Genomic DNA, 12,593 nt, shown 5'->3' on the forward strand with positions numbered 1-12,593 from the left:
CAAATAATCATGGGTGGGCGTGTATCGATTTGTTGCGGTTTCGTCGCATTTGGATACAGAAACGCCCGCCAGGCTGACCTGGCGGGCGTTCAGGCGGAAGCGGCCGGGCAGCTTCCGACGGCACTACTCTGTGATCAGGCCAGATTTTCGTTAACGAAATTCCAGTTGACCAGGTTCCAGAAGCCTTCGAGGTAATTCGGGCGGCTGTTCCGGTAATCGATGTAGTAGGCGTGTTCCCAAACGTCAACAGTCAGTACCGGCTTGTCAGCGCCGGTCAGCGGAGTTTCCGCGTTGCTGGTATTAACGATGGCTACGCTGCCGTCGGCCTTCTTCACCAGCCAGGTCCAGCCGGAGCCGAAGTTGTTGGCGGCTTTGTCGTTGAATTCTTTCTTGAACTCTTCGAAAGAACCAAACGCTTTCTCGATCGCTTCTTTGGCAGCGCCAGTGGGCTCGCCACCGCCGTTCGGGCTCAGGCAGTTCCAGAAGAAGGTGTGGTTCCACACCTGCGCAGCGTTGTTAAACAGTGGGCCGCTAGCGCTCTTGATAATGTCTTCCAGGGGTTTGCTGGCATTATCGGTGCCGTCAATCAGGCCATTCAGCTTGGTGACGTAGGTCTGGTGGTGCTTGCCGTAATGGTATTCCAGGGTTTCCTGGGACATGTGCGGTTCCAGAGCGTTTTTTTCGTAAGGCAGTGCGGGAAGTTCAAATGCCATGAGGTCGTTCTCCCTGTCTCTCTGTTTATGTTGAATGTGTACGTCACAGCAATATAGGGGCGATTTGAGCTAAATCAACCCCTTGGTGTAAGAGTACTTGTAAACTCGGGGCTGCCGGGCAGGAACTGTGCGCAGTTCCGGACCCGCCAAACCAGTTCTTCGTAGCTATCGGCCAGAATGTTTACATGTCCCAGCTTGCGCCCCGGGCGCTCACCTTTATTGTAGAGGTGAACATGAGCGTAGGGCAGTTCCAGTATGCGTTCAATGTCTCCATGCTCGCCGATGATGTTAATCATGCAGCTAAGCCCTCTGGCTGCCACGTTGCCCAGGGCATGGCCGCTGACAGCGCGAATGTGGTTTTCAAACTGGCTGGTCATGGCACCTTCGATGGTCCAGTGCCCGGAGTTGTGTACTCGCGGCGCCATTTCGTTGGCCACCAGGCCATCATCGGTCTCAAAAAGCTCGAGGGTTAATACGCCCACGTAGTTCAATTCGTTCAGCAGAGATTTGATGTATTTCTCTGCGTCTTGCTGAATGTGTGCCTGAAGCGAAGGCGCGGGAGCAATGGAATAACGAAGGATGCCTTCGTTGTGGGTGTTCTCGGCAATGGGGTAGAAGGCCAGGTCGCCGTCCTCCGCGCGCACGGCAATAATCGATACTTCACGTTTGAAGTTGACGAACTTTTCGACGATCACCCGTGGGTGCCCGATGCTGCTCCAGGCGGCTTGTGCTTCTTCCGGTGTTTTCAGTACTGCCTGGCCTTTGCCGTCGTAGCCTTCGGTGATGGACTTGGCAACCACCGGGCAGCCGAGTTCTTCGGCAGCGGCTTTGAGTGACTCGGCGCTGTCTGCGATTTGCCATTGGGGTGTGGGGATGCCCAGGCGGCCGAACAGGGTCTTTTCGGCTTCGCGGTTCTGGCAAACTTCCAGGGCCCTGGGGCAGGGATGCACGGGTTTGTGTTTGGCGAGTTCTTCTGCCACGGCGACGGGCAGGTGTTCGAATTCGTAGGTAACGCGGTCAACCCGGGAGATGAAGTCGTCCAGGTATTGGCCGTCACGGTCGATGATGACTTCGCCAAGGCCGGCGCTGGGACTGCCGGACATGTCATAGAACACGAAGTCTTTGGCCAGGGGGTAGCCTGCGAGGGCTAGCATGCGGCCTAGTTGGCCGGCGCCAAGTACACCAATTCTCATGTAATTTCTCCTGCCACGGTTTCGGCTCTGACATTGGTGGTGTGAGCAGTTCGGGGAAGGCTTTCCAAAACACGCTCAAGCCCATCCATGGGGCGCTTGGGCTCCGCCATCCATGGCTCCGCACAGTTTTGGAAAGCCTTCCCCGAACTGCTCATCCAGCCTTGGGAGTTGGCTTCACTGATCTCTTGGATCAGGGTTATCCAGAATTGTTTGTGTCTGTGTTGCTCTGAACTCGTCAACAGCCTTTCGGACGCCATCGTCAGACGTGCCAATAATCTGTGCTGCCAGCAGGCCGGCGTTGGTGGCGCCCGCTTTGCCGATGGCCAGGGTGCCAACGGCGATGCCGCCAGGCATCTGTACGATAGACAGCAGCGAATCCAGGCCGTTCAGGGCCTTTGATTGTACAGGAACGCCCAGGACTGGCAGAGAGGTCTGGGAGGCAACCATGCCGGGTAGGTGAGCTGCACCGCCGGCGCCTGCAATGATGACTTTCAGGCCGCGGTCGGCTGCGGTTTTGGCGTAGTCAAAGAGCAGGTCGGGGGTGCGGTGGGCGGAGACCACCCGGGTTTCGTAGGCGACGCCGAGTTTTTCGAGCATGTCGGCGGCGTGTTCCATGGTGGGCCAGTCGGATTTCGAGCCCATGATGAGTCCTACAAGCGGCTGCATATGCAACTGTCCTGTGATAATTGGAAAGCCGGCCATTGTATGTTTTGCCTACCTACCATGCAACACAGGGCGGGCGTGGTTCCGGTAATCTTTAAAAGGCTTCATTTTAACGGATTGTTAAGTGCGGGTATTATCGTGGCTGACATTTTGACCATCCCGATTCAGGAGTAGTAATGGAACCCATTCGCCCGGACGATGACGAGCTGAGAGCTGAGCCCCCTATTGGTGGCGCCGAGCCCAGAAAGCCTGATGGGCAAAAAGGTAAATCCGCCAGTAACCGGCAGAAGCCTCCTAAGCCCCCAAAACCGGAGAAGACGTCTGGCGGTGGCGGCCCGGGAGGTGGGTTGTTGATGTGGCTTTTGTTGGTGGTCGTGGCCGCAGGCGCGGGTGCCGGCTGGTATTTTCAGAATGAGCGTATTGAAGCCCTTGAGGGGCAGCTGGAAGAGGCGGATTACTGGGCTCGGCAGAGTAAGTTGGCGCTGGCGCGCTTTGAGGGTGAGTTATCAGAAACCGGGGAGTCGCTGCAGGAGCGGGGAGCTTCCCTGGAGGAGAAGATTGCGGCTAATGACGAGCGCCTGGATTCCGCAGACAGTGAAATCCGTAAACTCTGGGTGATTGCCAACGAGCGCAACAAAAAACGGCTTGATGAGCACCAGCAAAGGTTGGCGGATGTTGATGATCAGCTTGCCCAGGCAAACAAGGCTGCGTCTGATTTGACCGCATCGTTGGAGCAGGCACGCACCGGGTTGTCGGCGGATGTGGCGCAGGTGCGGCAGCGGCTTGACGATTCCGTCGCTTCGCTGGAGCGAGCGAACCAGGAGGCAACGCAGCAGTTGACACGGTTGAGTCAGCAGATCGGTGATGTGGACCAGGTGGTTGAGAGCCGGATAAGGCGCTTTGAGCAGGAGCAGAAGCTGGGGATCAGTGGCATGGAAGGCCAGATTGCGGCGCTGGAACAGAAGGTGGACTCCATGGCGGGCGACGGCGAGGTCCGGGCTTTGAGGAATCAGCTGTCTGAGCTCAAGAAAACCGTTGATGCGGTGGATGCGTCGCGGTCTCAGCTTACTTCCCGGCTGGTCCGGTTGTCCGAAGAGGTTAACCAGCTTCGCTCGCAGGTTTCCGGAAACTAGGCTCTTGCCTTCTCCCGAAGGCTCGGCTTCCAAGGTGTAGGGGGTGAATGTAACGATTTGTATTCATCCCTTGCGGTAGCTCTCATTTCTATTGAGTGGCAGTTGTTATCATCGGCTAACTCGATAGGGATGAAGAGTGCATAACAATGAAAAAACGAGTGCCTTACTTTCGGAACGCTATCGCCCTGTTGTGTGTGGTGGCGCTCTCCGGCTGTACCATCTATCAATCTATTGGCAAGAGTGTGGGGGCTTTCCTGCATCCTGTGTCGGGGCATGACTTTGTCCATATCGACACCGATGCCTGGGATCAGCGCAATGCTGTTCTTTACTTCTACCGCACTCACTCCCAATGGGCTGCGGATGAGATCGAGTCGCCCAGCGTCTACATCGACGACAAGCACTACTTCAACATCCGCAACAACAGCTACACCTGGCTTGAGGTGAAACCCGGTGAGCGCCACATCGCTATGCGCAGGCCGCTGTTGGGACTGGAGGGGCTGAATTCGTTCAGCTTGAGCCTGATTGCCGATGCCACGCTGCGGGTTGAGCCCGGCAAGATCTATTACCTGCGTTACAACGAGCTGACCGAGCCGGAGCGGCGCCATCCGGATCTGGACCCGGATCATCCCCTGGCCAGTGGCGATCTGCAGCTGGTGACCCGTGACTACGCCATGCAGTCTGGTCAGATTGTTTCCACCCTGTTCCTCAACAGCGACCTGCTGGCGCCGAATCATGCTGGTGCTTCCATTGTTGAGGTCAATGAAGACATGGATTACAAGAAGCGAAAGGCGGCGTTGGAGGAAGAGCGGGAGCTTGAGGTTGAGCAACTGAAACAGCAGGGTAAGTATGAGTCTGCCTCCTGGTACTGGCCGTTCGGTGGTGGCCCCACAGAGCCCCTGGAGGCGGATCAGAAACTGGAGGCGCTGGAGCGGGATTACGCAAAGCTGGAATTGGAACGTAAGCAGAGGCGTGAAGAGGAATCCGGCGGCGGCTGGTGGATTTTCTGAGCGAGGGTTGTCTACACTGGAGTTGGTTGACTGCGGTGAGATAAAAACAATGTCGCTCAAAGATAATCTGGTAGTTCGATTCGAGAAAGTGGCGGGGCGCCTGGTGCCCTATCTGGAAGAGTCCTGGCGGGATGTCAGGGTCAAGCTGGATGATCTCAACCGTTCGCTGGCCAGTCAGGCGATACCGAATGAACGGAGAGACAAAGTCAGTGAGTTGGCGTTGCGTCAGAAGGGCGAGCAGGCGGGCCAGAAAACCGGGGAGGTGCGCGACTTTCCTGGCGGGCGCAAACGGCACACAAGCTCCTGATTTTGATTAATAAATGCTCAGGTAATGCCGGGTCAGAAAAAATTCATGAATTTTCCGGAAAACATTTGACACGGTGAGTGAAATGCTTAAAATGCGCGTCTCACTTGGTTGATGCAGCAATGCTGAATCAACAAGCGCCAGGCGCAACAAGTGACCGCTTTGAGCCTGAAGAACAGTAAGGCCACGAAGTGGGTGGTTAGCTCAGCTGGGAGAGCATCGCCCTTACAAGGCGAGGGTCGCAGGTTCGATCCCTGCACCACCCACCATTTTCAAGCGGTTTCAGGTTCGGCGTTTATTTGCAGCGTTGAACCGATGCGGAGCGGTAGTTCAGTTGGTTAGAATACCGGCCTGTCACGCCGGGGGTCGCGGGTTCGAGTCCCGTCCGCTCCGCCAACTTTTTCCCGGGTGGTTAGCTCAGCTGGGAGAGCATCGCCCTTACAAGGCGAGGGTCGCAGGTTCGATCCCTGCACCACCCACCAGATGTGAAGAAAAGCAGATCCAAACGGATCTGCTTTTTTTTCGCCTGAAGGAAAGTCTGACCGCTTCCCCGATACAAAAAACCGGGAGCTCGATGCCCCCGGTTTTTCGTCGTTCAGGTTGGTGCAAGGTCCGGCATCATTTGCCGATCAGCGACTGCCCGCACACCCGCACAACGTTGCCGTTAACGCCGGCAGAAGCCGGGTTGCAGTACCAGGCAATGGCTTCTGCCACGTCTACCGGTTGCCCGCCCTGAGACAGACTGTTCATTCGCCGGCCCGCCTCGCGGATGGTGAATGGCATGGCGGCGGTCATCTGGGTTTCGATGAAACCGGGGGCAATGGCGTTGATGGTTATGCCGTTTTTCAGGTGCTTTGCCATAGATTCCACATAACCGATCACACCGCTCTTGGCGCAGGAATAGTTGGTCTGGCCGAAGTTGCCTGCAATGCCGCTGATGGAGGAAATGCACACAATGCGGCCGTTGTCGCGCATCAGCTTGCGCTCGGCCAGTTCTTCATCGATCAACTCCTCAGCAGTCAGGTTGACAGCGATCGTCATATCCCAGAAGTGCTCTGGCATGTTTCCGAGGGTTTTGTCGCGGGTAATGCCGGCGTTGTGAACCACAAAATCCACCCCGCCGGTTTCTTTTTCAATGAAATCTGCAATCAGCTTGGGTGCCTTTTCTTCGGTAATGTCGCAGGCCAGCGCCTTGCCTTTGATGGCGTCGGTTACTTTCTGCAGTTCCTCCAATGCCGGGGGGATATCCAGGCCGATAACGGTTGCGCCGTCGCGGGCCAGGGTTTCTGCAATGGCTGCGCCAATGCCCCGGGAGGCGCCAGTGACCAGGGCTACCTTGCCGGCCAGCGGAGCCACCGGGTTGGTGGCTTTGGCTTCCTCTGCTTTGCCAATACGCACCACCTGGCCGGAAACATAAGCCGAGCGTGCAGACAGGAAGAAGCGAACCGTGGAATCCAGCTGGTTCTCGGCGTTCGGAGCCATCCATGCCAGGTTGGCCGTGCAGCCCTTCTTGCCAATTTCCTTGCCAACGGCGCGTACAAAGCCTTCAAGGGCTTGCTGGGCGGCGGCCTGGGGTGCCTTCCGGCAGGTGTGAGGGTCCAGGCCTATCACCAGCACCCGGCCATTGGAGGCCAGTTTGCGGATGGTCGGATGGAAAAAGTCGTACAGAGCACGTAGTTCCTGAGGGTTTTTGAGACCGGTCGCGTCGAATACCAGGGCTGAGAACTTTCCGTTCACTTCGCCGGACACATCCAGCGCCTTGGCTTTGTTGCCCGCCTGAGCGGAGTCCGCCAGGGTTTCGATGCCCGTGGCATGGTGCAGGCTCGCCGGGCTGGCGCCAATGATTGAGCCAAGGGTGGCGATAGCGCGGGCACCGGCGCCTGCGCCAATCAATACGTCGCCTTCAATAAATGGTTGGTCGACCCGCTTCAGGCGGCTGAGGGGCGCCGGGGAGGGCAAGCCCAGTGACTGTGCGGCGGTTTTGCCAACCGGAGTGTTAACCAGTTTCAGGTAGAGGTCAGACATGATGTTCTTCCTTGTGAGTTTGGTTGAGTATGAAATAGCCCAAAGGGTAAAGCTTCTGCCAGTTATTGGATTGACTCAACTCAGTCATGGCGTTGTCAGAGTTGCCAATGAGCAACGGGCGCCAGGCGCTAGACTCTGGGCTAACCTGAATCAAACCACTTATGATCACCACTGAAGGGACAGTTTGCTATGGCACAGGCACCAAAAACCACTCGTACTGGCACGAAATCCGGTTCTCGGGCTACCAAAAAGGTGCCCGGCATTCGCCGCGTCGCTGTTATTGGCGGTAATCGTACGCCGTTTGCCCGCTCCAACACCGCCTACAGCAAAATCAGTAATCAGGAGCTGCTGACATCCACGCTTCGGGGCCTGGTGGATCGCTACAACCTCCAGGGCATGAGGCTGGGCGAGGTGGTCGCTGGTGCGGTGATTAAACACTCCCGGGACTTCAACCTTACCCGTGAGTCGGTGTTGAGCTCGGGCCTGGCACCGGAAACGCCGGCCTACGATATCCAGCAGGCCTGTGGTACCGGGCTTGAGGCAGCCATTCTGGTGGCGAACAAAATTGCTCTTGGGCAAATTGAATGCGGCATCGCCGGCGGTACCGATACCACGTCGGATGCGCCCATCGGTGTGGGTGAGGGCTTGCGGGAGATTCTTCTGGACTTGAACCGAGCCAAAACCGCCAAGGAGCGCCTGAAGATTCTTGGCCGTTTCCGCCCTGGCCACCTGATGCCGGAGATTCCGGAGAATGGCGAGCCGCGTACCGGACTGTCCATGGGAGATCACTGTCAGGTCACGGCGAAGGAGTGGAATATTGCCCGTGAGGACCAGGATCGCCTGGCCTGGGAAAGCCACCAGAAGCTGGCCAAGGCCTATGACGAGGGCTTCTTTGAGGATCTTCTGACACCGATGGCGGGTCTGGATAAAGACAACATCCTGCGCCCGGATACCACCCTTGAAAAATTGGCTACATTGAAGCCCTGTTTTGATCGTGAAAACGGCACCATGACTGCTGCCAACAGCACCGCCCTGACGGATGGCGCCTCCTGCGTGTTGCTGGCAAGTGAAGAGTGGGCAAAAGCCAATAATATGGAAGTGAAGGCCTGGCTGACGTTCTCTGAAGTGGCAGCGGTGGACTTCGTGGACAAGAAAGAGGGCCTGCTGATGGCGCCGGCCTATGCCGTGCCGCGCATGCTTGAGAAGGCAGGCCTGACCCTGCAGGATTTCGACTTCTACGAAATTCACGAAGCCTTCGCCGCCCAGGTATTGTCTACCCTGAAGGCGTGGGAAGATCCGGTCTTCTGCAAGGAGCGCCTGGGCCTGGACACGCCGCTGGGCAGTATTGACCGGGCAAAGATGAACGTGAAAGGCTCCAGTCTGGCAACCGGGCACCCGTTTGCCGCCACTGGTGGTCGTATCGTCGCAACCCTGGCCAAATTGCTGGAAGAAAAGGGCAGTGGTCGAGGCCTGATTTCCATCTGCGCGGCGGGTGGTCAGGGCGTGACGGCGATTCTGGAACGCTAAGTTACGGGAAAACCGTAATTTCCTTTGACAGGGGCAACTTCACGCCGTATTATTCGCGCCACGTTGATCGGGGTGACCCGGTAAACAGCCAGTTTGATGCGGGGTGGAGCAGTCTGGTAGCTCGTCGGGCTCATAACCCGAAGGTCGTAGGTTCGAATCCTGCCCCCGCTACCATATAAGAGAAAGGCAGATCAGTTACTTACTGGTCTGCCTTTTTTGCTTTCTGATCCTGAAATTTTCTCCGTGCCCTCACCGTGCCCTATGCGTGCCAATTTCCGATCTGGACATTTTGGCCCCTCTTCGTTGTTGACCGTAAGTCTTCTGGGGCACGGGACATTAGCTCCTGCCCTCATGCCAAAAAAAGAGAGTCACTTTTCGCCTTCAGATCCCTCCGACTCATCCGCCGCTTCCTTGATGTGCGTGATCAATTGCTCAACCGAACAGTCGAAATAAGTGCATAGCTTATCAATATTGTCCGTCACTGTGCTGTGGCCGGGATGGTTGATGATTTTCGACAGTGTCATCCTGTTGATGCCGGTGTCCTTAGCAATTTCACCAATAGTGATTCGTCGTTTCTCGGCAAATTCCTTATCTGCTATCAATTCCTTCAAATGGAAACGGATCATCTCTCAGCTCTTTTGATAATAAAAAGTATCAAACGCCACTTGCAATTATCGTGATGGGGCGTATATTGATGATCAAGTGATAACAAAAGTTATCAACTGATCATTGATTGGCGAAAGGAGATGTTCTCATGAACAACACATACCTGACAACTGAAGAACTATCAGAGCGTATCAAGTACGACCCCCGGACCATCCGTCAGTGTCTGAAAGACAGCGTCCTGTTAGAGGGTAAACATTATATCCGCCCATTTGGCGGCCGAAAAATCCTCTACATCTGGGAGATCATCGAGGAAGACATGCTCAGCATGGCTCAGAACAATCTGGCCATCCCGATGGCAAGCGGAGGTGTTTGTCATGGCTAAGGTGCGAGCACGAGTCGATACCAAGAAGCTCTTTATCGATTTCCGGTATCAAGGAATACGCTGCAGGGAGCAGACTCTATTGAGTGACACCGCCCGCAACCGTAAACAGCTGGAGACATTGATCCAGCGAATGGAAGCCAAAGTATTGGTTGGGGATTTTGACTACGCCGAGTTCTTTCCGGGAAGCAAAAACCTCAAAAAGCTTGAGGACGCTGGGGTCCTTCCCAAAAATGGCGAGGGTGTTCTTGGTCAGTCAGAATCTACTACTCCTCTGTTCACAGACTTCGCTGACCAGTGGTTCCTCGAATCCAAAATCCAGTGGCGGAATTCCCACACTCGTAATGTGGAATCCATTCTGGTCAGCTCTCTGAAGCCAGCCTTCAAGGGGAAACGGGTAAGCGAGATTTCCAAGCCAGACATTTTGGCTGCGCGTAACAAGATGGCTCGGCGGAAGGGAAGGGGGGCGAGTGGTTTGATGGCGCCCAAAACCATCAACAGCCACATGACTATTCTGCGGATGATTCTGACGGAGGCGGCTGAGCGGTTTGACTTCACCAACCCCTACCTGAACATCAAACCGCTAAAGCAGCAGAAGGTGCACATCGAGCCCTTCTCCCTGAACGAGGTAGAAAAGATCCTCGAAACGGTCAGGGAGGATTACCGCAACTACTACCTGGTGCGTTTCTACACCGGCATGCGCACAGGGGAAGTTGATGGCCTCAAGTGGGAGCATGTAGATTTCGAAAAACGGGAAATCCTGGTACGAGAAACCCTTATCCATGGCCAGACCGAGTACACCAAAACGGATGGCTCTCAGCGGGAAATCCCCATGTTTGGCCCGGTATACGATGCGCTCAAGACCCAGTACGAGGCGACTGGCAAACTCAGTAAGTTCGTGTTCTGCAATCGGCTGGGAGAGCCACTGGACCATAACAACGTAACCAAGCGTGTCTGGTATCCGCTGCTGGATCATCTCAAATTAAAGAAGCGTCGTCCCTACCAGACGCGGCACACGGCGGCGACACTGCTCCTCGCCTCCGGGGAGAACCCGGAATGGGTGGCCAGAACACTCGGCCATTCCTCCACGGAAATGCTGTTCAAAGTTTATTCCCGCTATATCCCGAACCTGACTCGGATGGATGGCAGTGCCTTTGAGCGCCTAATTCAGAGCCGGGTCATCGAAAACGATAAGGAGGTAGGTGATGAAACTGAATGATCTGCGCCCGTTGACCCAGGAGACGTTCAAAGGCACCTACCGATTAACGGGGCGTGTTGCTTGCTTTGACGATGAAGGTATTCCGTACCTGAAGCTTCGGTTGAGCAGCTGTGCCAGCGACATCGTGGTTCTGGCGGTAATGGGTTCTATATTGATTCCAGAGCACCTGGGCCACATGGATCTGGTTGTGGTCAAAGGTCAGGTGTGTGTTGGTGCGGAGGAAAGTGAGATCCTGCTGACCGATATCCGCCGCCCGTTGCAGGCAGATGTTGCCGGCTTGCCGGTGCTTCAGACTTTGCCACGAACGTTCTGCCCGAAGCCGGAGGCACTGGATCAACTGGTGGCTGCGGTTCGGTCTTTGCGGTCAGCCCCATTACAGATGTTCATTAAGCGAGTATTGGAGCGCCGTGACAGGTTGGAAGTTTTCCTGAAAGCTCCGGCGAGCAGGAATTACCATCATAACGAGCCTGGCGGGTTGCTGGCTCATTCCTTGGACGTGGCGAAGAACGTACTGGTCATGACGAAGACCAATGAACCAGACATGCCTCGAGAACTTCAGGAGCTCGGTTTCGTCGCTGGTTTGTTGCACGACATTGGCAAAACCTACACTTATGATGCATGGGGTAAGCCGACAGCAACCGCTAGGTTGTGCGACCACGCCGACATGACCTTGGAGGCCTGCGCCTACGGTCTGGCTTATCTCGACAAGGTAGACCCTGATGCGGCGCTTGCACTCCGGCACATCTGGACCTGCGCCTCACCCGGCGCACGCTACGGTGTCAACCCTGCCATAACGCTTGCCCGCTATGTTCGGGACGCCGATGCCCAGAGTGCCATGGCTGATAATCAGCGGAAGGCCTACCGAAAGCGCCAGCCAATGGGTTTTGGGCGGCTCGGAAACAACGTGTATTGGCTGCCATCGATAGAAGCTCATGGATGAGGCGGATGAAAACGACAGTGAGGGGTGTGAGCACGTTGTGGCCTCACCCCTTTTTATTCGATGCTGTGTGAGGACGGTAGCCACCGGTTTGAACATATGGAGGAAGCGCTGAAACTGATTCAGGAACATGTGGAGGGTTAAAACTCCGGCATGATGAATCTAACCGCAAGGAGACTGGTTTTCATTAGGCTTGGATGCACTTGGATGCGTCAGGGCGCGACCAACCATATAACCGGCTGCCACACCCACCAGCGCTGTCACTGGCCCGATTAGGCCGCCTACCAAGCCGCCAACAAACATCAGTATTACGCTTTTCATACAGGCTCCTCCCGCCTTCCTGGCAGCTGCACTCTTCTGAGTATGGGGCATGGTGCCCAATGATGGGTTGACCCGCTGATATTGTCTCGCCAAAATACTGTATATTCAACCAGTATCCGGTGTAAAGCATGTCCTGCATTCTGCTTGGTGACTACGAATCCGTCTCACGCCTGAACATCCCGATGTTTCTGGAGAGGGTCTCGGCTGGCTTTCCATCGCCGGCGGAAGACTACGTTGAGAAGACCATCGATCTGAACGAGCTTTGTATTCAGCACCCTGCTGCCACCTTCTTCGTGAGGGTTCAGGGTGAGTCCATGACTGAGGTGGGCATCTATCCCGGCGATGTTCTGGTGGTGGACCGGTCACTGAGGGCCGGACATGGAGACATCATCATCGCCAGCCTGGAAAGCGAGATGACGGTGAAGCAATTGCACCTGACTCCACCACCCGTGCGCCTCCTTCCGCGCAATCCCGCCTACAAGCCCATTACAATCGAGGGTGACATGGTGATGGAAGTGTTTGGGGTAGTGACCAACGTCATCCGGTCAATAAAGCGGGGAGGGTAG

At 55.8% G+C, this 12,593-nt stretch carries 13 protein-coding genes and 4 tRNA genes; 12 read left to right on the plus strand and 5 right to left on the minus strand.

Going from position 1 to position 12,593, the window contains the following annotated elements:
- Window positions 1-134: 134 nt before the first annotated feature.
- From sodB to purE, 3 genes are all read right to left on the minus strand, one after another.
- Window positions 135-713 carry a superoxide dismutase [Fe] gene (gene sodB, locus ACNSOI_RS06440; RefSeq protein WP_420195388.1) on the minus strand — a complete coding sequence of 193 codons (579 nt, stop codon included), beginning with the start codon at window positions 711-713 and terminating at the stop codon, window positions 135-137.
- 74 nt (window positions 714-787) lie between these two features.
- Entirely contained in the window at window positions 788-1,906 is a 1,119-nt protein-coding gene (locus ACNSOI_RS06445) for a 5-(carboxyamino)imidazole ribonucleotide synthase (RefSeq protein ID WP_420195389.1), read from the minus strand.
- A gap of 174 nt (window positions 1,907-2,080) precedes the next feature.
- Window positions 2,081-2,572 carry a 5-(carboxyamino)imidazole ribonucleotide mutase gene (gene purE / locus ACNSOI_RS06450; RefSeq protein WP_061331731.1) on the minus strand — a complete coding sequence of 164 codons (492 nt, stop codon included), beginning with the start codon at window positions 2,570-2,572 and terminating at the stop codon, window positions 2,081-2,083.
- A 173-nt stretch (window positions 2,573-2,745) separates the two neighbouring features.
- On the opposite strand from purE, the gene ACNSOI_RS06455 reads away from it, so the two are divergent.
- The 6 genes from ACNSOI_RS06455 to ACNSOI_RS06480 all read left to right on the plus strand — a co-directional run bounded on the left by ACNSOI_RS06455 (window position 2,746) and on the right by ACNSOI_RS06480 (window position 5,495).
- Entirely contained in the window at window positions 2,746-3,702 is a 957-nt protein-coding gene (locus tag ACNSOI_RS06455; RefSeq protein WP_061331732.1) for a hypothetical protein, read from the plus strand.
- 146 nt (window positions 3,703-3,848) lie between these two features.
- On the plus strand, window positions 3,849-4,709 hold the full coding sequence (locus ACNSOI_RS06460; RefSeq protein ID WP_420195390.1) for a DUF2846 domain-containing protein: 861 nt from the start codon (window positions 3,849-3,851) through the stop codon (window positions 4,707-4,709).
- Between the two features lie 49 nt (window positions 4,710-4,758).
- Entirely contained in the window at window positions 4,759-5,016 is a 258-nt protein-coding gene (locus ACNSOI_RS06465; protein WP_072677690.1) for a hypothetical protein, read from the plus strand.
- A gap of 190 nt (window positions 5,017-5,206) precedes the next feature.
- A tRNA-Val gene (locus ACNSOI_RS06470) sits at window positions 5,207-5,282 on the plus strand.
- Window positions 5,283-5,332: 50 nt separating this feature from the next.
- Window positions 5,333-5,409, plus strand: a tRNA-Asp gene (locus tag ACNSOI_RS06475).
- A 10-nt stretch (window positions 5,410-5,419) separates the two neighbouring features.
- Window positions 5,420-5,495, plus strand: a tRNA-Val gene (locus ACNSOI_RS06480).
- Window positions 5,496-5,631: 136 nt separating this feature from the next.
- Here ACNSOI_RS06480 and ACNSOI_RS06485 read toward each other — a convergent pair.
- A complete protein-coding gene (locus ACNSOI_RS06485) occupies window positions 5,632-7,038 on the minus strand; it encodes a 3-oxoacyl-ACP reductase (RefSeq protein WP_286254672.1) in 1,407 nt (468 codons plus the stop codon).
- A gap of 252 nt (window positions 7,039-7,290) precedes the next feature.
- On the opposite strand from ACNSOI_RS06485, the gene ACNSOI_RS06490 reads away from it, so the two are divergent.
- Together ACNSOI_RS06490 and ACNSOI_RS06495 are read left to right on the plus strand one after the other, a co-directional pair.
- Complete coding sequence (locus ACNSOI_RS06490) at window positions 7,291-8,565, plus strand: acetyl-CoA C-acetyltransferase (RefSeq protein WP_106696000.1); 1,275 nt, start codon at window positions 7,291-7,293, stop codon at window positions 8,563-8,565.
- Between the two features lie 97 nt (window positions 8,566-8,662).
- Window positions 8,663-8,739 (plus strand) — tRNA-Met (locus ACNSOI_RS06495).
- Window positions 8,740-8,933: 194 nt separating this feature from the next.
- Here ACNSOI_RS06495 and ACNSOI_RS06500 read toward each other — a convergent pair.
- The gene (locus ACNSOI_RS06500) at window positions 8,934-9,191 is read right to left on the minus strand and encodes a helix-turn-helix domain-containing protein (protein WP_420195391.1); all 258 of its coding nucleotides are present in this window, start codon (window positions 9,189-9,191) and stop codon (window positions 8,934-8,936) included.
- 128 nt (window positions 9,192-9,319) lie between these two features.
- On the opposite strand from ACNSOI_RS06500, the gene ACNSOI_RS06505 reads away from it, so the two are divergent.
- The 4 genes from ACNSOI_RS06505 (at window position 9,320) to umuD (ending at window position 12,593) form a co-directional block, all read left to right on the plus strand.
- Window positions 9,320-9,553 (plus strand): hypothetical protein, encoded by a 234-nt coding sequence (locus ACNSOI_RS06505; protein WP_008170356.1) that lies wholly within the window; start codon window positions 9,320-9,322, stop codon window positions 9,551-9,553.
- On the plus strand, window positions 9,546-10,769 hold the full coding sequence (locus tag ACNSOI_RS06510; protein ID WP_420195392.1) for a tyrosine-type recombinase/integrase: 1,224 nt from the start codon (window positions 9,546-9,548) through the stop codon (window positions 10,767-10,769). Before ACNSOI_RS06505 ends, ACNSOI_RS06510 begins: the two co-directional genes overlap by 8 nt.
- Window positions 10,756-11,709: a TraI domain-containing protein gene (locus tag ACNSOI_RS06515; RefSeq protein ID WP_420195393.1), complete on the plus strand. Its 954-nt coding sequence runs from the start codon at window positions 10,756-10,758 to the stop codon at window positions 11,707-11,709. Before ACNSOI_RS06510 ends, ACNSOI_RS06515 begins: the two co-directional genes overlap by 14 nt.
- 446 nt (window positions 11,710-12,155) lie before the next feature.
- Window positions 12,156-12,593, plus strand: coding sequence for a translesion error-prone DNA polymerase V autoproteolytic subunit (umuD, locus tag ACNSOI_RS06520; protein WP_420195394.1), 438 nt, complete (start codon window positions 12,156-12,158; stop codon window positions 12,591-12,593).

Source organism: Marinobacter sp. GH_1 (assembly GCF_048595985.1).
GTDB classification, from domain to species: domain Bacteria; phylum Pseudomonadota; class Gammaproteobacteria; order Pseudomonadales; family Oleiphilaceae; genus Marinobacter; species Marinobacter shengliensis.

Coding starts and splice junctions, on each gene's coding strand:
- ACNSOI_RS06455 (WP_061331732.1), top strand. CDS start 2,746: ATGGAACCCATTCGCCCGGACGATGACGAGCTGAGAGCTGAGCCCCCT.
- ACNSOI_RS06465 (WP_072677690.1), top strand. CDS start 4,759: ATGTCGCTCAAAGATAATCTGGTAGTTCGATTCGAGAAAGTGGCGGGG.
- ACNSOI_RS06500 (WP_420195391.1), bottom strand. CDS start 9,191: ATGATCCGTTTCCATTTGAAGGAATTGATAGCAGATAAGGAATTTGCC.
- ACNSOI_RS06510 (WP_420195392.1), top strand. CDS start 9,546: ATGGCTAAGGTGCGAGCACGAGTCGATACCAAGAAGCTCTTTATCGAT.
- umuD (WP_420195394.1), top strand. CDS start 12,156: ATGTCCTGCATTCTGCTTGGTGACTACGAATCCGTCTCACGCCTGAAC.
- purE (WP_061331731.1), bottom strand. CDS start 2,572: ATGCAGCCGCTTGTAGGACTCATCATGGGCTCGAAATCCGACTGGCCC.
- ACNSOI_RS06505 (WP_008170356.1), top strand. CDS start 9,320: ATGAACAACACATACCTGACAACTGAAGAACTATCAGAGCGTATCAAG.
- ACNSOI_RS06445 (WP_420195389.1), bottom strand. CDS start 1,906: ATGAGAATTGGTGTACTTGGCGCCGGCCAACTAGGCCGCATGCTAGCC.
- sodB (WP_420195388.1), bottom strand. CDS start 713: ATGGCATTTGAACTTCCCGCACTGCCTTACGAAAAAAACGCTCTGGAA.
- ACNSOI_RS06460 (WP_420195390.1), top strand. CDS start 3,849: ATGAAAAAACGAGTGCCTTACTTTCGGAACGCTATCGCCCTGTTGTGT.
- ACNSOI_RS06515 (WP_420195393.1), top strand. CDS start 10,756: ATGAAACTGAATGATCTGCGCCCGTTGACCCAGGAGACGTTCAAAGGC.
- ACNSOI_RS06485 (WP_286254672.1), bottom strand. CDS start 7,038: ATGTCTGACCTCTACCTGAAACTGGTTAACACTCCGGTTGGCAAAACC.